The organism is Streptomyces sp. NBC_00271 (genome assembly GCF_036178845.1).
Classification (GTDB): domain Bacteria; phylum Actinomycetota; class Actinomycetes; order Streptomycetales; family Streptomycetaceae; genus Streptomyces.
In genome coordinates this window covers 1334084-1352104 of record NZ_CP108070.1, presented here as the reverse complement: position 1 = coordinate 1352104, position 18021 = coordinate 1334084, and the positions used below count along the sequence as shown (strand labels likewise).

Annotated in this window: 17 protein-coding genes and 1 pseudogene; 11 read left to right on the top strand and 7 right to left on the bottom strand. The window is 71.2% G+C overall.

Annotated elements, in window-relative coordinates:
- Window positions 1-6: 6 nt before the first annotated feature.
- From OG798_RS06555 to OG798_RS06540, 4 genes and pseudogenes are all read right to left on the bottom strand, one after another.
- Window positions 7-777: an SDR family NAD(P)-dependent oxidoreductase gene (locus OG798_RS06555; RefSeq protein ID WP_121418662.1), complete on the bottom strand. Its 771-nt coding sequence runs from the start codon at window positions 775-777 to the stop codon at window positions 7-9.
- A 5-nt stretch (window positions 778-782) separates the two neighbouring features.
- Window positions 783-1118, bottom strand: a pseudogene (locus OG798_RS06550) (acyl-CoA dehydrogenase family protein); the annotation flags it as partial.
- A 193-nt stretch (window positions 1119-1311) separates the two neighbouring features.
- On the bottom strand, window positions 1312-2508 hold the full coding sequence (locus OG798_RS06545) for a thiolase family protein (protein WP_267060635.1): 1197 nt from the start codon (window positions 2506-2508) through the stop codon (window positions 1312-1314).
- Entirely contained in the window at window positions 2475-3017 is a 543-nt protein-coding gene (locus OG798_RS06540; RefSeq protein ID WP_121417457.1) for a hypothetical protein, read from the bottom strand. The genes OG798_RS06545 and OG798_RS06540 overlap by 34 nt, the downstream gene beginning before the upstream one ends.
- A gap of 140 nt (window positions 3018-3157) precedes the next feature.
- Here OG798_RS06540 and OG798_RS06535 point away from each other — a divergent pair, with 140 nt between their 5' ends.
- Window positions 3158-3730 (top strand): YbhB/YbcL family Raf kinase inhibitor-like protein, encoded by a 573-nt coding sequence (locus OG798_RS06535; RefSeq protein WP_267060634.1) that lies wholly within the window; start codon window positions 3158-3160, stop codon window positions 3728-3730.
- A 253-nt stretch (window positions 3731-3983) separates the two neighbouring features.
- Window positions 3984-4634 carry a DUF4360 domain-containing protein gene (locus tag OG798_RS06530; protein WP_095856635.1) on the top strand — a complete coding sequence of 217 codons (651 nt, stop codon included), beginning with the start codon at window positions 3984-3986 and terminating at the stop codon, window positions 4632-4634.
- Between the two features lie 118 nt (window positions 4635-4752).
- On the opposite strand, the gene OG798_RS06525 is transcribed toward OG798_RS06530, so the two are convergent.
- Entirely contained in the window at window positions 4753-4959 is a 207-nt protein-coding gene (locus OG798_RS06525; RefSeq protein ID WP_095856636.1) for a hypothetical protein, read from the bottom strand.
- A gap of 196 nt (window positions 4960-5155) precedes the next feature.
- On the opposite strand from OG798_RS06525, the gene OG798_RS06520 reads away from it, so the two are divergent.
- The gene (locus OG798_RS06520; RefSeq protein ID WP_121417458.1) at window positions 5156-5389 is read left to right on the top strand and encodes a chaplin; all 234 of its coding nucleotides are present in this window, start codon (window positions 5156-5158) and stop codon (window positions 5387-5389) included.
- Window positions 5390-6048: 659 nt separating this feature from the next.
- Here the strand turns inward: OG798_RS06520 and OG798_RS06515 are convergent.
- Together OG798_RS06515 and OG798_RS06510 are read right to left on the bottom strand one after the other, a co-directional pair.
- Window positions 6049-7578 (bottom strand): M81 family metallopeptidase, encoded by a 1530-nt coding sequence (locus OG798_RS06515; RefSeq protein WP_121417459.1) that lies wholly within the window; start codon window positions 7576-7578, stop codon window positions 6049-6051.
- Window positions 7575-8807 carry an ROK family transcriptional regulator gene (locus tag OG798_RS06510; RefSeq protein ID WP_095856639.1) on the bottom strand — a complete coding sequence of 411 codons (1233 nt, stop codon included), beginning with the start codon at window positions 8805-8807 and terminating at the stop codon, window positions 7575-7577. The genes OG798_RS06515 and OG798_RS06510 overlap by 4 nt, the downstream gene beginning before the upstream one ends.
- A gap of 196 nt (window positions 8808-9003) precedes the next feature.
- Between OG798_RS06510 and OG798_RS06505 the strand changes: the two genes are divergently transcribed.
- From OG798_RS06505 to OG798_RS06470, 8 genes are all read left to right on the top strand, one after another.
- Window positions 9004-10794: a peptide ABC transporter substrate-binding protein gene (locus OG798_RS06505; protein WP_328756563.1), complete on the top strand. Its 1791-nt coding sequence runs from the start codon at window positions 9004-9006 to the stop codon at window positions 10792-10794.
- Window positions 10795-10798: 4 nt separating this feature from the next.
- Window positions 10799-11758 (top strand): ABC transporter permease, encoded by a 960-nt coding sequence (locus OG798_RS06500; protein WP_095856641.1) that lies wholly within the window; start codon window positions 10799-10801, stop codon window positions 11756-11758.
- On the top strand, window positions 11755-12636 hold the full coding sequence (locus OG798_RS06495; protein ID WP_328756560.1) for an ABC transporter permease: 882 nt from the start codon (window positions 11755-11757) through the stop codon (window positions 12634-12636). Before OG798_RS06500 ends, OG798_RS06495 begins: the two co-directional genes overlap by 4 nt.
- Window positions 12633-14297, top strand: a complete 1665-nt coding sequence (locus tag OG798_RS06490; protein ID WP_328756558.1) for an ABC transporter ATP-binding protein — start codon at window positions 12633-12635, stop codon at window positions 14295-14297. Before OG798_RS06495 ends, OG798_RS06490 begins: the two co-directional genes overlap by 4 nt.
- A 32-nt stretch (window positions 14298-14329) precedes the next feature.
- Window positions 14330-15244 (top strand): ROK family protein, encoded by a 915-nt coding sequence (locus tag OG798_RS06485; protein ID WP_267063749.1) that lies wholly within the window; start codon window positions 14330-14332, stop codon window positions 15242-15244.
- Between the two features lie 132 nt (window positions 15245-15376).
- Window positions 15377-16258 carry a hypothetical protein gene (locus OG798_RS06480; RefSeq protein ID WP_121417465.1) on the top strand — a complete coding sequence of 294 codons (882 nt, stop codon included), beginning with the start codon at window positions 15377-15379 and terminating at the stop codon, window positions 16256-16258.
- A 108-nt stretch (window positions 16259-16366) separates the two neighbouring features.
- On the top strand, window positions 16367-16618 hold the full coding sequence (locus tag OG798_RS06475) for a hypothetical protein (RefSeq protein WP_121417466.1): 252 nt from the start codon (window positions 16367-16369) through the stop codon (window positions 16616-16618).
- Window positions 16619-16629: 11 nt separating this feature from the next.
- Complete coding sequence (locus OG798_RS06470; RefSeq protein WP_267060629.1) at window positions 16630-17841, top strand: SPFH domain-containing protein; 1212 nt, start codon at window positions 16630-16632, stop codon at window positions 17839-17841.
- The last annotated feature ends 180 nt before the right edge of the window (window positions 17842-18021 follow it).

Genomic DNA, 18021 nt, shown 5'->3' with positions numbered 1-18021 from the left:
AGGGCACTAGACGCTGTACCCGCCGTCCACACCCAGCGCCTGCCCGGTGATGAAGCCGGCGCGGTCCGAGGCCAGGAACGCCACGGCCTCCGCGATGTCCTTCGCCTCGCCGAATCGGCGCAGCGGGATGTTGCGCCGTGTGATGTCCAGGGCCGCGGTGTCGAGTTCGCCGGAGCTGATCAGACGGGCGGCGATGCCGTCGGTCAGCATGCCGGGGCCGACGCAGTTCACGCGGACCCCGTAGCGGCCCTCCTCGGCGGCCAGCGCCCGCGCCACCGCCTCGACCGCCCCCTTCGTGCCCGACGACAGTCCGTCGCGCACGGGGAACCGGCGGGTGGCCACGGTGGTGACGGCGACGATGGAGCCCCGTGTCTCCCGCAGCCGGGGCAGCGCGGGATGGACGAGGTTGAAGAACGCCACCGCGTCCGCGTCGAGCTGGGCCCGGTACTGACTCGGCGTCACCTGGCTGAGGTGCACCATCGGCACATGAGGGCCCGCCGCGTACACGAGTGTGTGCAGGCCCCCGAAGGCGTCGGACGCCTCGGCGACCGCCTCCGCCGTGGCCCGCTCGTCGCCCAGGTCGAGGCTCAGCGCGAGGACTTGGCGCCCGTACGCCTTCACCTCGGCGGCCAGGGCGTCGGCCCCGGCCTGACTGGTGCGGTACGTGAACGCCACGTCGCTGCCGCGCTCGGCCAGCATGCGCACGACGGCCGCGCCGATGCCGCCGGTGCCGCCCGCGACGAACGCGACGCCGGTCCTGCTGGAGAAGTCCGCCATGATGCTCACAGTCCCAGGGATTTGGCGATGATGACCTTCATGACCTCGCTGGTGCCGGCGTAGATGCGGGTGATGCGCGCATCCGCGTACAGCCGGGCGATGGGGTACTCCAGGATGTACCCGTACCCCCCGAAGAATTGCAGACAGCGGTCGACCGCGCGTGCCTGCACCTCCGTGCAGAACAGTTTGACCTTGGCCGCGTCCGCGCCGGAGAGTTCGTCGTCGACGAGCTCGCGCACCGCCCGGTCGAGCATCGTCTGCGCGGCCTCGATCTCGGCGGCCACCGCGGCGAGTTCGAACTTCGTGTTCTGGAAGGAGGGGAGCCCGTGCCCGGTTCGGTCATGGCGACGGCGGTCAGGAGCCGGACCGCCGCGAGGCCGGGGAACCAGCGATCACGCTGGTTCTCGTCGGCGTACGCGAGGAAGTACGGCAGGACGACGTCGAGTTGGGTGCGTACCGTGCCGAGCGTGACCAAGGCGCGGGCCGCCTCCTCCTGGGAGAGTTCTCGGCGCACGACGTCCTCCGTGAGGGTGCTCAGGATGCGGGGGATACGAGCTCTACGAGGGTCGCGTTGGCGGTGCCGCCGCCCTCGCACATGGTCTGCAGGCCGTAGCGGATCCCGTGGTCCCGCATGTGGTGGACCATGCGGGTCATCAGCACCGCCCCCGACGCGCCGAGCGGATGCCCGAGCGCGATCGCGCCGCCCAGCGGATTGAGCAGCGCGGGGTCCGCGCCGGTCTCGGCGAGCCACGCCAGGGGCACGGGCGCGAAGGCCTCGTTCACCTCGAAGACGCCGACCTCCGGCAGGCCCGCGCCCGCCTTCCGCAGCACCTTCTCGGTCGCGGGGATCGGGCCGGTGAGCATGAGTACCGGGTCGGAGCCGGTGACCACGCCCGCGCGGTAGCGCACGAGCGGAGTCAGCCCCAGCTCGCGCGCCTTCCGCGGTGTCGTCACCAGCAGCGCCGCCGCCCCGTCGGAGATCTGGGAGGCGTTGCCCGCGTGGATCACCCCGTCCTCGGTGAACGCCGGCCTGAGCTCGGCGAGGGTCGCGACGCTCGTACCGCGCCGGATGCCCTCGTCGAGGGTCACGGTCGTCGTCCCCTCGGTCGGCACGGCGGTGATCTGGGCCTCGAAGGCACCGGCGTCCCGCGCCGCCGCGGCCCGCTCGTGCGACAGCGCCGAGAACGCGTCGAGCCGCTCCCGTGCGAAGCCCCGCTTCTGCGCGATCTTCTCGGCGGAGACGCCCTGGTTGAAAGAGAAGTCCTGGTAGCGGGTGAGGACCTGTGGACCGTACGGCATGCCGGTGGAGCGCGCGGCGTCGAGCGGGACCCGGCGCATCACCTCAACCCCGCCCGCCACGACGACGTCATGCTGGCCGGACATGACCGCCTGCGCGGCGAAGTCCAGCGCCTGCTGGCTCGATCCGCAGGCCCGGTTGACCGTGGTGCCCGGGATGCTCTCGGGCCAGCCCGCGGCCAGCACCGCATAGCGTCCGACATTGCTCGACTGATCCCCGATCTGGGAGACACAGCCCCAGATCACGTCGTCGACGACCTCCGGATCGGTCCCCGTCCGCTCGACGAGCGCGCCCAGGACGACCGCGGACAGGTCGGCGGCGTGCATGCCCGACAGCCCGCCGTTGCGCTTGCCGACGGCGGTACGTACGGATGCGGCGGCCCTGCGCGAGCGTGTGCGTCCTAGCGGTCCGCGGCCGGGTTGCCCTCGACCCACTGGATGAGGAGCTGGCGTACGTACGGGTTGCCCTCCTGCGCGGAGTGCGCCAGGCGCTCGGCGCTCGCGCGTGCCGCCCGCCAGGCCACCGGGGTGTCCTCGGCGTGCGCGGTGTCGGCGGCGGCCAGCGCGTCGGCCGCCAGGCCCCGGAGGTCCTCGGCGAGGTCGTCGTGCGCCGCGGCCCGGTACGCCTCCAGACGCAGCGCCGCCAGTTCCTCGGCGGTGGGGGCGGGTCGCGCCGGGGGCTGGGCGTAGCCGCTGACCGCTATGACCACGCAGAAGGTCGCCACGTCCCGGCGGCTCTCCCGCTGTCCCCGCGCGATGGCGGGCCCGAGCCAGGCGGCGGCCTTCCAGTGGGCCACGGTGGTGGCCGCGAGGAGGGAGACGGTGAGCGCGGTAAGAGGAATCCAGCCACCGAGGAAGTAGCCGATCGGGCCGAGCACGAGGAGGCAGGCCCCGCTGAGCATCCAGATGCGACGGCGGCCGATTCTGAGGTGTCGGGACTCCATGCCCTTCAGTGTCGCAGGGGCGCGCAGGGAGCGGTGAGGCGGCGCGGGATTCACGGAGCGCGCCGCCCAGCGCCGGGGGAGCGGAGTCGGGCGGCCGGGTTGCCCGCCCGGGCCGCACGCCCGGCGCTAACGTGGCGGACATGCGCCGTGGGAACTGGCTCGGAACCGTAGTGACGGCGGCCGTGGTGGCCCTCACCGCGGGGTGCGGGGGTGCCTCGGGGGCACCTGCCGCGTCCCCGGCACCGACACCGGGCGCCTCGGGGGCGATCGCGGTGACGAGCCCGGCGTTCGGGGACGGCGGCACCGTCCCACGCCGTTTCACCTGCGACGGTGCGAACGTGTCCCCGCCGCTGCGTCTCTCCGGTGTGCCGGGTGGCGCGGCCGAGCTGGTCGTGCTGGCCGAGGACCCGGACGCCGCGTCCGGCACCTTCGTGCACTGGCTCATGTGGGGCGTCGACCCGCACGAGACGACGCTGGGTGCGGGCGTAGTCCCGAAGGGGGCCGTGCAGGGCCGCAACGGCTTCGGACAGCGCCGCTACGGCGGTCCCTGCCCGCCCGCCGGCAAACCCCACCACTACGTCTTCTCGGTCCTCGCCGCCGACGTGAAGCTGCGCCTTCCCGGGGACGCCACCGTCGACGCCGTACGGCGCGCGCTGGCCGGTCACACCGTGGGTTCCGGCACCCTCGTCGGGCGCTACGGACGCACGGGCTGAATGGCCGGAGATCGCCCTGCCCAAGCGTGACGGGCGTACATACGATGCGGTCGATCCCGGCCTTCACAGCTCCTTCACAGGGCGGGGTCGCATAGGCATGTACTTGACATGTCCATGCTTCAACGATCCGCGCTTGCTCCAACGCACTGGTCTGCGACGGCGCCGCACGTCCGCTTGAGGCGCCGCACCCCCCAATTCACGGCGGCACACGTTCCGTACCGCCGTAGACACCAACGCAACGGATTGGAGCACCATGGCTGGTGGGCTGCTTCTGGGTGGCGCGATAGCCGCCCTGTTCGCCACCGCACTACCGGGTCCGGACCCGTCCTCCGGGATCGTCGACCCGCCCCCGGACAAGATCGTCATCAAGGTCGCCACCGTGAACGGCTCCGGCTGTCCGCAGGGAACCGCCGCCGTCGCGGTCTCCCCGGACAACACGGCCTTCACGGTCACCTACAGCAACTACCTCGCCCAGGTCGGAGGCAACGCCGACCCCACCGCCTTCCGCAAGAACTGCCAGCTCAACCTGATCGTCCACGTGCCGCAGGGCTTCACGTACGCCATCGCCAGCGCGGACTACCGCGGCTTCGCCGCACTCCAGTCGGGCGCGAGCAGCACCGAGAAGGCCTCGTACTACTTCCAGGGCTCGTCGAGCACGGCGGCCATCACCCACCCCTTCCGCGGCCCCTACAACGACAACTGGCAGTCCACGGACGTCACCGACTGGGCCCAACTGGTGTGGGCGCCCTGCGGTGTCCAGCGGAACTTCAACATCAACACCGAGCTGCGCGTCAACGCGGGCACGTCCACGCCGGGCAGCTCCAGTTTCATGACCATGGACTCCACGGACGGTGACATCAGCACCATCTACCACCTCGCCTGGAAGGAGTGCCCCGCCGCCTGACCTCCCGCTCCGTCCGCATGACCTTGACCGGCTCCGCCGCATCGGAGCCGGTCAAGTGGAGCCGGCGAACTGGGTGGCCGGGTAGGCGGGTAGCTGGGTAGCTGGGTAGCCGGGCGAGCTAGGGAAGCAGGCGTTCGATGGCGGTGGGGCCATCCTCCCGCAGCCTGCGCTCGGCCCAGGCGAGGTTCTTCGGACTGAGGTCGCGACCCGCGGCGAGCACCATGTCCTCGGCGGTCACGGGGCCTTCGGAGCCGGTGTGCAGCAGCGTGTCGGGGGTCGCCCTGTCGTCGGACGGTGAGGACGAATCGGGCTGGCTTGTTGGCATGATCTCTCCCTCTTCCACCTGACCTGTTCTCACGCTACGGGCATTCCGCGCACCCCGCGCGACACGCCCCGTGCGGACACGGTTCAGGGAGGGTTCGGGGTGCCCGCGCCCCATTCGGACGTACAACGATGTCGGTCGTCGGCCGCGGAGGTGATGGTGGAGGAACTCGCACCCCTGCGACTGATCGGAGCATGTAATGCGTATTCGTCTGATGGCTGCTGCCGGGCTGGCGGGCGTGGCCCTGCTGGCCACCGCCGGGACCGCCGCCGCCGACCCCGACCCGGTCGGTGCCGCCTCGAACAGTCCTGGTGTCCTGTCCGGCAACGTCATCCAGATCCCCCTCGACCTCGGCTTCAACCTCTGCGGCAACTCCATCGACCTGGTGGGTCTGCTGAACCCGGCCGTGGGGAACACCTGCACGAACGACTGAACGGGCTGACCGCCGAGCCGCGCCGGGCAGGTCTTCCCCTGCCCGGCGGACGGCCACCTTTTCCTGGCGGACGGCGATCGGCATGGGCGAGTGGTCTCGTGCTTTGGCGGACGGCTACCGGTCATGGCGGACGGCCGGACGGCCGGACGGCCCCCGGCTTCGGCGCACGGTCGTCGGTGATGGCGATGATGGCGAACCACTGCCGGAGGCGCTGGTCGGCCATCGGTCTTGGCGGACGATCACCGGCCTCGGCGCACGGGGCGCGGTCTTTGGCGGACGGCTACCCGTTCTGGCGGACGGTCGCCGGTTCTGGCCGAACCGCTGCCGGTTCTGGCGGACGGCCACCGGTCCCTGCGGAGGGGGATCTGTCCCGGCGGACCGCCACTGGTGTCGGCGGGCCGCAGCTCGTCCTGGCGGATAGCCATCGATCCGGGCGGGCCGCCACCAGACCCGGCGGGCCACCCGTTCTGGCAGGCGGCCCACCGGTCCCGGTGGGCCGCCACCCGCAGACAGCCGCCGGTTCCGGCCGAGTGCTGCCAGGCCCGGCGACCTGCCATCCGAGCCGGGGATCTGTGCCTCCGACCCGGCAGTCTGCCCCCGACCCGGCGGGGCGCCGCCCGTTCCGACGGGGGGGTTCGGGACGTGGGGCGCCCGTTGGGTTACTCGTCCGTCCCGCCCAGCGGCTCGTCCGACGAGGGGATGATGCGGGCCCTGAGGTCCGGGTCGGGCATGTGCGGGTCGAAGGGGAACATGGGGCGGCGGATGCGGTGGTGGCCCAGCCGGACGAGGTCCTGGTCGACGCCGCCCGGGGTCAGCGCCATCTTCCAGCCGGCGGACATGGCGAACAGTTCCGGTTCCAGATAGCCGATCTTGACCACGACGACGTCGGCGCCGCGCGGGTCGAGCGCCAGGCCGGTGAAGTCGTGCTCGTGGTGGTACGGCTTACGGAGCCGCGTGATGATCACGTACACGCTTCCGACCCGCAGGACGACCTCCGTCCCGGCGTCCCGGTCCCCGTGCCGGACCGCGTGGACCACCCCAGTCAGGGTGAGCGGCCCGGCGTGCCGGTCGTCCACCTCGGCACCGGCCGTGACCGTGACGGTCGCGCCGACGCCCGCCTGCTCCGCGGTCGCGACGGCGGCCGGCCCCGGCACCGACGCGTAGATGACCGTCGGCCCGGCCGGTTCCTTGAACTCCGGCCGGGAGAGGACGTGTTCGAGCCCCCATGTGACATCGCCCGCGCCGCCCGCCGTCGGATTGTCGCCGGTGTCGCTGATGAAGAACGGCCGGGCGTCGGGGGAGGAGGCCAGCGCCTCGTCGAGGCACTCGTCCAGTGACCCGGTCGGCGCGACGAACGCGAACGCGCCCCGCGCCTCCCAGAATCCGCGCGCCAGCCGCTCGGCGCCCTGCGCGACGGCGGCCTCGGACGGCCCGGTGACCACGACCGCGGCGCGGTTGCGCGGCTCGTCCGCCCACGCGTACCCGACCCAGATCGCGGCGTCGGTCACGCCGTCCGTCGCCTCCACCTCGTCGATGGCCGCGTACACGCTCCTGGCGGGCTCGATGCGTGTCGAGGTCTGCTCACCGGCCAGCAGCACGGGCACCGGGATCCAGGCCTTGACCGGCCGGGCCGCACCGGTGGCGAGCAGATCCACGAGATGACGGGCGGCCCGCTCCTTCGTCTCCATGTGGTCCTCGTGCGGAGCCGTCCGATAGCAGGTGATGAGGTCGCTCATGTGCGCGAGCTCGCGCGAGACGTTGCCGTGCAGGTCCATGGAGGTGGACACGATGACGTCGGCTCCGACGGTCTCGCGGATCCGGGCGAGCAGGACGGCCTCGGCGTCGTCGACGCCCTCCACCGTCATGGCGCCGTGGATGTCGTACCAGAGCCCGTCGAGGCGCGGCAGCTCCCCGAGCCGCCGCAGGAGCTCCGCGGAGAGCTCCGCGAACGCTGCCGCGGTCACCGTACCCCCGGGCAGCGCCTTGCCGACGAGCGCGCCGCGCCAGGAGGCCGCGTCACGCAGCGGCGTCCCGGGCGCGAGGAAGGGATAGCGCGTGAGGACGTCCTCGCCGCGCTGCGGGTGGAAGGCGGGTGCCTCGGTCCGCGCCGGTGAGAACGTCGACGACTCGATGCCGAGTCCGGCGATGGCGATGACGGGCCGGGCGACGGCGGTACGGGGATGCGTCATGGCTCCTCGATTCGTATGCGCTGGTCGGTACGGGGTCCCGTTCCCGCTCCGGTCACGGTCTGGAGTGCGTGGACCAGCGCCCGTTGGAGCGCGAACTGGCCCGCGCCGACCAGCCCCGCGTCCGCGCCGAGGCTCGCTCGCTCGATCACCAGGTGCTTGGTCACCAGCGGATGGCACCCCTCGTACAGCTGACTGCGGACGGCGGCGACGAACGGTTCGAGCGTGGAGAGGATGCCGCCGAGGTACACGGCGTCCGGGTTGAAGAAGTTGACGTTCGCGGCCAGCACCATGCCGAGGTAGCGGCCGGCCTGACGGACGGCGCGGGTCGCCTCCGGGTCGGCGTCGGACGCGAACCGGACGACGTCCTCGATCGAGTCGACGTCGAGCCCCCGCTCACGCAGGACGCGCACCAGCGCCGCGCCCGACGCGACGGTCTCCAGACACCCGGTGTTGCCGCAGGAACAGGGGATGTCGTGGCCCGCTTCGACCCGTACGTGGGTGATCTCGCCGGCGGCGCCGGTCCCGCCCCGGTAGAGCCGTCCGTCGGCGATGACGCCCGCGCCGATCGCGGAGCCCATCTTCACCATGATCGACTGGCGGCGCTCGGCCGGCTGGACACTGTGCTCGCCGACGGCCATGCAGTTGGCGTCGTTCTCGATCGCCGCCGGGACGCCGAAGCGGTCCTCCAACCAGGCCCGGACCGGGAACCGGTTCCAGCCGGGCATGCGCGACGGCAGTGTCACCACTCCGGAGGCGACGTCGACCGGCCCCGGCAGCGAGAGGCCGACCCCCTTGAGCAGCTCCCGCCCATGCTGCTCGGCGAGGCCCTCCAGTGTCTCGGCGAGCCCGGGCAGCGCGGTCTCGGGCCCCTCCGCCGTCGGGAACGGCACCGTCGACACGTCCGTGAGCCCGCCGCCCGGCAGCACGACACCGACGTGCGCGTGTCTGCCCCCGAGTTCGGCCGCGACCGCGAACCCGTCGCTGCCGCCGAGCCGCAGGACCTTGCGCGGGCGCCCTCCCCTGGAGGAGCGCGTGCCCTGCTCCGCCACCAGCCCGTGGGCCACGAGCTGACCGACCGTCAGGGAGATCGTCGAGGGCGCGGCCCCGAGCAGATCGGCGAGTTCGGTGCGCGTGGTCGCCTGCCCGGAGGCGAGGAGTTCGAGGACGCGCCCGGCCAGGGACGAGACGCCCGTGGCGCCCCTGCGGTGTACCGCACTTTTTTCAGGCATGGAAGAAGTAACTTCCGACGACGGGATCGGGACGCCGAGCGTACGTCCCTGAAGCCGCCTCTCCACTTTTTTCAGAACAGCAGAAACAGGCTTTTTACAGGAGGGCGTCTGTTTCTTCGAACAGTCGGGTCGTTGACTGGCTCCGCCACGCCCCTTTGTTCATCCCTGTCCATCCGTGTTCACCCCGAGGAGAGTCATGTCCCCTGCTCGCGCACTCGTCGCCGGTGCCGTCGTCTCGGCGGGCACGCTGCTGCTCGCGGGCTGCTCCGGGACGAGCGGCACGTCGTCCGCCTCCCCCGACTCCATCAACTACGCGCTGCCCGCGAACTTCACCCCGAACTGGATCCTGCCGATCGGCACGGCGGCGCATCTCAACACCAACAACCGCTCCATCGCCGACAGCTTGTGGGAGCGTCTCGTCGCCTACGACGGATCCACCGGCAAGATCGCCTGGAACAAACCGGCGTCGGTGGCCACCGCCGCCGATTTCGCCTCCGACAGCAAGAGCGTCACGTTCACGCTCGGCGACCGCACTTGGAGCGACGGCAAGCCGATCACCTCGCGTGATGTGGAGTTCTGGTTCAACCTCATCAAGGCGAACAAGGAGCAGTGGGCCGGGTACACGCCCGGAAAGTCGCCCGACAACTGGACGTCGTTCAAGACCGTGGACGACCACCACTTCACCATCACCTTTGACCGGGCCTACAACTCCCAGTGGATGCTGGCCAACGAACTGACTGAGGTCACCCCGCTTCCCCAGCACGTCTGGGACAAGACGGCCGCATCCGCCGCGGTGTCGGACGCCGACCGCACGGCCGCCGGCGCCAAGCAGGTGTGGACGTACCTCAACACGGCCGCGAAGAACATCTCCGGCTACGAGAAGGACGCGCTGTGGAAGACCATCAGCGGTCCCTACGCGGTCAAGTCCTTCTCGACCGCGGGCAAGGTCGTGCTCACCGCCAACAAGAAGTACGACGGCGGTGAGAAGCCGGACATCGCCACCGTGAACCTCCTCCCGTTCACGACGGCGGACGCCGAGAAGAACGCACTGCGCTCGGGAAGCGTCGACTACGGCTACATCGAGGCGACCGACCTCGACCAGAAGGACCGGTTCACCGCCCAGGGGTACACGGTCAAGCCCTGGTCGGGCTGGGCGATCACCTACATGCCGTACAACTTCAACAACCCCTCCATGGGCGCCGTGTTCAAGCAGCTGTACGCCCGTCAGGCGGTCCAGCGGTCGATCGACCAGAGCAGCCTGGCGAAGGTCATCTTCAACGGCACCGCGGTCCCCGGCTACGGCCCGATCCCGCAGGCGCAGTCGAGTGACTTCCTCTCGCCCACGCAGAAGGGCAATCCGTACCCGTTCTCGACCTCGGTCGCCAAGTCCCTGTTGACCGGCCATGGTTGGACCGAACAGGGCGGAGTCATGGTGTGCACGGATCCGGGCGCGGGTGCCTCGCAGTGCGGTGACGGGGTCGCCAAGGGCACCAAATTCCAGATGCAGGTGCTGTCGCAGTCCGGCTCGACCGTCACCGACAACATGATGAGCGCGATCCAGTCCTCGCTGGAGAAGACCGGGATCAAGTTCACGATCAAGACCGCGCCCGTGAACTCGGTGCTGTCCCAGACCCCGCCGTGCACCGCGAGCCAGTCGATCTGCGCGTGGCAGCTGTCGTTCTTCGGCACCGCCGGCAGCTGGTACTTCAACGCCTTCCCGACCGGCGACTCGCTCTTCCAGAGCAAGGGCGGCTCGAACTTCGGCACCTACTCCAACCCCGAGATCGACCAGCTGATCACCGCCTCCACCACGTCCAACTCCGCGCAGGCCGTGCAGGACTACAGCGCGGCCGTCGCCAAGGACCTCCCGGTCATCTGGCTGCCGGAGCCCGACTACCAGATCTCGGTCCTCAAGAACGGCCTCGGCGGCTTCTCGCAGGACTCGCTCGCCAACTTCCACCCGGCGCAGTGGAAGTGGAACCGCTGACCGCATGGACACCCTCCTCTATCTCACCCGGCGCGTCCTGCAGTCCCTCGCGGTGATCCTCATCGTGACGGTGGTGGTCTTCTGCCTGCTGCACGCGCTGCCCGGCGGTCCCGCGCGCGGGATCCTCGGCCCGCAGGCGACGGCCCAGCAGATCGCGCAGTTCGACCACGAGCAGGGCCTCGACCGCTCGCTCCCCGTCCAGTACCTCTACTACCTGCGCACCCTGCTGCACGGCGACCTCGGCACCTCGTACACGCTGAACGAGGCGGTCTCCCGGCTCATCGAACAGCGCCTCCCGAAGACCCTGGTCCTCACCGTGCTGTCCGCACTGACCGGGCTCGCGCTCGCGATCCCGCTGGGGATGTGGCAGGCGGTCCGGCGCAACAAGCCGGTGGACTACGTCATCACGACGCTGAGCTTCGTCGCGTACTCGACCCCCGTGTACTTCCTCGGGCTCGTCCTGGTCCTGGTCTTCACCCAGTTGCTGCCCTGGTTCCCCTCGCAGGCGCCGCAGGGCGACACGCTCGGGCAGGTGCTCTCCCAGCCGAACGCGCTGGTCCTGCCGGTCGTCGCGGGAGCCGCGTCCATGGTCGCCGTCTTCAGCCGGTACATGCGCGCCGCGACCCTGGAGAACCTCTCCGAGGACTACGTACGCACCGCGCGGGCCGGCGGCTCCCGGCCCCGCGCGATCCTGTGGCGGCACGTGTTCCGCAACTCGCTGACCCCCGTCGTCGCGATGCTCGGCTACTACGTGCCCGTCCTCTTCGGCGGCGCCCTCGTCGTCGAGCAGCTCTTCAACTACCCGGGGATGGGGCTGCTGTTCTGGAGCGCCGCGCAGTCCTCCGACTATCCGGTGCTGCTCGGCTGCGTCCTCGTCATCTCCGTCGCGACCGTCGTCGGCACCCTGCTCGCCGACATCGTCCAGCGGATCGTCGATCCCCGAGTGAAGGCGGGCCGGTCATGAGCACCGTATTGCCGGTGACACCCACCGTGGAGGCGGCCGCCGGCTACCGCCTCGCCCTGCGCCGGTTCACGCGCAACCGGCTCGCGGTCGCGGGTCTGACGGTCGTCGTCCTGTTCCTGCTCTTCTGCTTCGCCGGCCCGCTGCTCCACTCGACCGACCAGTCCCACACCCATCTGACCCAGGTGAACCTGGCACCGAGCGGCGCGCACCTGCTCGGCACCGACGCCGTCGGACACGACGAGCTGGGGCGCCTCATGTACGGCGGCAAGGTGTCGCTGCTCGTCGGCCTCGCCTCCGGCCTGCTCGCGACCGTCATCGGCACGCTCTGGGGCGCGGTCGCGGGCTACGCGGGCGGCTGGATCGACGCCGTGATGATGCGGGTCGTGGACGCCGGAATCGCCATCCCGGCGCTCTTCATCCTCCTCGTCGTCTCCGCCATCACCACCCCGGACACCTGGGGGTTGGTCGTCATCCTCGGCCTGGTCTCCTGGCTGGTCCCCTCCCGTCTCGTCCGGGCCGAGACGCTCACCCTGAAGGGCCGGGACTACGTGCTGACACTGCGCGCCATCGGCGGCACGCACGGCCGCGCGATCGGCCGGCACATCCTCCCGAACTCCGTCTCGACGGTCGTGGTCGCCGCCACCTTCCAGGTCGCCGACGCGATCCTCCTCGTCGCCTACGTGTCCTATCTCGGCCTGGGCGTCCAACCCCCGTCGACCGACTGGGGCGGCATGCTCTCGGCCGGTCTGACAGCCGCGTACTCGGGACGCTGGTGGCTCATCGTGCCGCCCGGCCTCGCCATCATCCTCGTCGTCTGCGCCTTCAACGCCATCGGCGACGGACTGCGCGACGCCTTCGACGTGAGGGGACGCGGATGACCGCCGACATCCTGCGGATCGAGAACCTGGGTGTCACCTTCTCCACGGAGACAGGTGAAGTGGCAGCGGTACGAGAGGTCTCGCTGCGGGTCCGGCCCGGTGAGACGCTCGCCCTCGTCGGGGAGTCGGGCTCCGGCAAGTCGACCGTCGCGCTCGCCGCGATGGGGCTGCTGCCGGGCACCGCCCGCGCCACGGGCCACGCCGTCGTCGGTGGCACCGACGTCATCGGCGCCACCGAGGCCGACCTCGCGGGTCTACGGGGTCGCACCGCGTCGATGGTGTTCCAGGAACCCGCGACCGCGCTCGACCCGCTCACCCGGATCGGCGCCCAGATCGCCGAAGTCATCCGCAACCACCGTCCCGCCACGGCCAAGGAGGCCGCCGGGGAGGCGGTCGAACTCCTGCGCCGCGTCGGCATCCCGGATCCAGGGACACGGGCGTCCGCGTTCCCGTTCCAGCTCTCCGGGGGACAGCGGCAGCGCGTGGTCATCGCCATGGCGATCGCCAACGCCCCGAGCCTGCTCATCGCCGACGAACCGACCACCGCGCTCGACGTCACCGTGCAGGCCGAGATCCTCGACCTGCTGCGGTCGCTCGCCGCCGACTTCGACACGGGGGTACTGCTGGTCACGCACAACATGGGAGTGGTCGCCGACTTCGCGGACCGCGTCGCCGTCATGCTCCAGGGGGAGATCGTGGAGACGGGGCCGGTGGACGAGGTGCTCCTGCGGCCCACGCACGAGTACACCAAGGGCCTGCTCGGGGCGGTGCCGCGGCTGGCCGTCGCCGAGCCGGGGGCCGACTCCCGGCGCACCGAAGGGGATCGGCCCGCCGCGGACCCGGTGGTCGAACTGCGGGACGTGAGCGTGCGGTTCGGCCGTGGGCCCCGCGCCGTCCGGGCACTCGACGGCGTCTCGCTGACGGTCGGGGCCGGTGAGACCGTGGGTCTGGTGGGGGAGTCGGGCTCGGGCAAGTCGACCGCGGCGCGCGTCGCGCTGGGCCTCGTACCACCGTCGTCCGGCTCGGTGTCGCTGTTCGGCGCCGACCTCGGCAGGACCCGGGGGCGAGCCCGGCGTGCCCTGCTGGCCGGTGTCGGGGTGGTCCTGCAGGACCCGGTGGCCTCGCTCGACGCCCGCATGAGCGTGGCGGAGTGCGTCGCCGAGCCGCTGCGCGTGCACCGCCGGGGCATGTCGGCGGCCGAGCGCCGGGCCCGGGTCGGGGACGCGCTCGAACTTGTCCGTCTGCCCAGGGAGTTGGCTCATCGGGGTCCGCGCGAGTTGTCCGGTGGCCAGCGGCAGCGGGTGAGCCTCGCCCGGGCGCTGGTCCTTGAGCCGCGGCTGCTGGTCGCGGACGAACCGACGAGCGCGCTCGACGTGAGTGTGCAGCAGTCGGTCCTCGATGTGATCGCGGGGCTCCAGGGCGAGCTGGGGTTCGCCTGCCTGTTCGTGTCCCACGACCTCGCCGTCGTACAGCAGTTCGCCCAGCACGTGGTCGTCCTGCGGGCCGGGCGCGTCGAGGAGGAGGGCAGTACCGCGACCACGCTCCTGCACCCGCGCACGGACTACACGCGACGGCTCATCGCCGCCGTGCCCGTGCCGGACCCGGTGCTGCAACGCCGTCGGCGCGCGGAACGGCGGGCCGCCACGGGGGTCACGGCGTGACCGCGTCCGGGAGCCGCCCCCCGACGCCCGAGGTGTACGCCGGTGTCGACATCGGCGGTACGACCACCCAGGTCGTGCTCTGCGCGGCCGACCTCACCGTCGTCGACTCCGTGGAGGTGCCGACACCGGCGGCCGAGGGCGGACGGGCGATGGTCCGCGCCGCGCTCGCCGCCCTCGATCTGCTCCGGGCACGCGCGGCCGCGCGGCTGCTGGGCGTCGGCGTCGGCGCGGCAGGTGTCGTCGACAGCCGGGCCGGCCGCATCCTCGTGGCGAGCGACTCCTTCCGCTCCTGGGCCGGGTTCCCGGTGACGGCGACGGTCGAGGAAGCGCTCGGCGTACCGGCCTTCCTCGACAACGACGTCAACGCCTTCCTGCGCGGCGAGGTCGCGAAGGGGGCCGTCGTGGGAGAGCCCGCCGCACTCGGGATGACGCTCGGCACCGGGGTCGGGGGCGCGCTGTGGCTGGACGGCGCGCTGTTCGAGGGGGCACACGGGGCGGCGGGCGAGATCGGCCATCTCCCCGGTTTCGGCGACCTGCCGTGCACCTGCGGCGGCCGTGGCCACCTGGAGACGCTCGCCTCCGGCCGCTCCCTGGCGGCCCGCTACGGCGAGCGGACGGGGCGCTCCCTGACCGCCCGGGGCATCGCCGAGGCGGCGGTCGACGGCGACCTCGACGCGCTCGCCGTCTACGAGGCCGCGGGGGCCGGCGTCGCCCGCGCGATCCTGATCACGGCGGGCCTGGTGGACCTCACGACTTTCGTGATCGGCGGCGGGGTCAGCCGGGCCTGGGACCTCCTCGAACCGTCGATCGGCGCCGCGCTCGCCGCCGAGCCACCGGTCAGCGGGCAGCCGATCCGGGTCGTACGGGCCCGGCTGGGGAGCCGTGCGGTGGCGATCGGCGCGGCGTCCCGGGCGCGGACGGAACTCGGGGCGGTGACAAGGGTGTAGGGGGCGGGGTGGGTAACTGCCGTTGACCGGATGGTGAGTTGACGGCCAACGCTCCTTCATTGGCCTGTACATGACCGCAGTTGACAGGTCAGACTGTGCGCCGAAACCGCACCCCCCACCGAGGAGCACCTCATGCGCATGCCCGCTCGGCAACGTTGTCACGCGGTCCTGGCCGGACTCGTCACCCTCGCCACGGCCGCCGTGCTGTCCGTCTCCGTCACCACGCCCGCCGCGGCCGCCGACACCTGGACCGAGGTGGGCTCCGACCGTGCCGACCCGCTGACCGAGAGCCAGGGCCTGACCTCGGTCGAGGTCCCGGCCGGCAGCCCTAACCACTACACCGGGATCGGCACCATCCCGGTCGGTGTCAGCGTGCGCGGCTGGAACCATGTCGGAGACCCGGACGCCTCCTACAACGGCTACTACGTCGAGCCGTACCAGGCCGACTCCGGCAGCGCCAAGATGTACCGGGTGCAGGCGCCCGGCGGCGCCTGGTCGGAGTACGTCCACGCGCTGAGCCCCGGCGAGGCGCTGAACAACTCCTTCGACACCATCTCCCCGGACGGCCAGTGGATGGTGTCGGGGGAGTGGGGCACGATGACCCGGCTGCTGGTGTTCCCGACCCCCGGCGTGAACCCGAGCACCTCCCCCTCGGCCAACCTCCCGCAGGCCTCCACCATCAACCTCGACCACGCCGTCCGTGACGTACAGGGCTGCGACTTCGTCACCGCGACCCAGTTGCTGTGCGCCTCCGACGACCCGGCGGGCACCCTCTTCGGCATCACCAAGCCGCTGCTGCAGATCGACCTGTCCGCCGCCCCCAGTGGCAGCGGTGACGTGACGGGCCATGTCACGGCCCTGCGTCAGCTCCCGCTGCGCAGCTCCTGCTCGGGCACCTTCGAGGCCGAGGGCATCGACTACGACCGGCGCACCGGCACACTGCGCGTGATCGTCGTGTCGCCCGGCTTCTGCGTCCTGACCGACAGCAAGACCTACCGGTTCACCAAGAGCTGAGCGTCCGCACGCGAGGAGTGACACGGGTAGCGACGGGCGCGTAGGCGTCCGAGGTGGGGGAGGTCTAAGGTCGGAAGCAGAACCAGAGAAACGGGGAGGCGGCCGACAGTGGTGCAGGACGAGGCCGTGATCGGCTGTATCGGGGAGCTGCTCATCGGCACACGGGGAATTGCCGGTCCCGGCGAGATCCTCGTGCGGATCAGAGGCGGATCCGAGACCTTCCTCGCCTGGTCGCAGGAGCCCCTGCCCGTGGGGGCGACCGTGCTCGTGGTCGAATCCCGGGGATGCCGCGAGGTCGACGTCATCCGCTGGGTCGATCCGCTGGACGCGTTGGACGGCGACTCCGTCGACGCCGGTTAAGGAGAAACAGGATGTTCGGTTACCGCGTTCCCGCTCCCGACGAGGCGATGTTGATCTCGGGAGGCAGGCGGGGACTGGGGGGCGCGCCGTTCCGAGTGGTGACGGGGCACGGAAAGTTCGTGCTCCCCGTCTTTCGCAAGACCCGCTTCCTCACCTTGTCGATGTGCGAGGCCGAGGTCACCGAGACCTGTGTGACCCGGCAGGGCATCGCGTTGCACGTCCGTGCCGTGATCGCGTTCAAGGTCGGCAACGACCACGAGAGCATCATCAACGCCGGTCAGCGGTTCCTCTCCGACCAGGACCAGATGTCGGTGCTGACCGGCCGGATCTTCGCCGGTCATCTGCGCGCCATCATCGGCTCGATGACCGTCGAGGAGATCGTCACCGAGCGGCAGAAGCTCGCCGCGGAGGTCCTGGACACCTCGAAGGTCGAGATGGCCAAGATCGGCCTGATCGTGGACTCGTTGCAGATCCAGTCGATCGACGACGGCGACGTCGGTTACATCGAGGCCATGTCCGCACCGCACAAGGCGGCCATCCAGCGGCAGGCCCAGATCGCGCAGGCCCAGGCCACCCAGGCGTCCGTCGAGGCGGAGCAGGTGGCCGCGCGCAACCAGGCCGAGTACGCCCGGCAGACCGCGGTCGTCAAGGCGGAGTACTCGGCCGAGGTGGACCGCGCGCAGGCGCAGGCCGCCCAGGCCGGACCGCTCGCGCAGGCGCACGCCCAGCAGGAGGTGCTCGCCGCGCAGACCGAACTGGCCCAGCGGGCGGCCCAGTTGCGTCAGCAGCAGCTCGTCGCCGAGATCGTCAAGCCCGCCGAGGCCGAGGCGGAGCGGATCAAGGTGCTCGCCATCGCGGAGGCGGAGCGCATGAAGATCCAGGCCGAGGCCGCCGCCTCGCACGACCGCGTGGCGCTCGACCGGATGCTGATCGACCAGCTCCCGCTGATCGTGAAGGAGGCCGCGGGCGGTCTCGCCGGCGCCAACGTCAACGTCCTGAACGGCGCGGACGGCCTGGGTGAGATCGCCGCCGGGCTGGTCGCCCAGGGCCTGACGATCCTGGACTCGGTCCGCCAGAACCTGAACGGTCAGAACGCGGGCGACCAGAAGTCCGGGGGTCGTTCGGAGAAGACGGAAGGACTGCTGGAGCTCCAGAGCTTCCGGCGGACCCCGGAGGACAAGGACGGAAACGAGCCGGAGGGCGGCCCGTCCTCGACGACCTGACCCGAAGTTCCCCTACCGCAACGGCGCGGAGCCCGGTTCGGTGAGGGACGAATGACGGAGTGAAGCGGCCGCCGTTCCCTGGGGACGGCGGCACGCTCCCACCCTGACTGCACACCGGAGTTGACGTGCCGTCAGGAAAGCCATCCTGTGGAGCTGTTCCCGGGAGGAAGAGACGGGGGC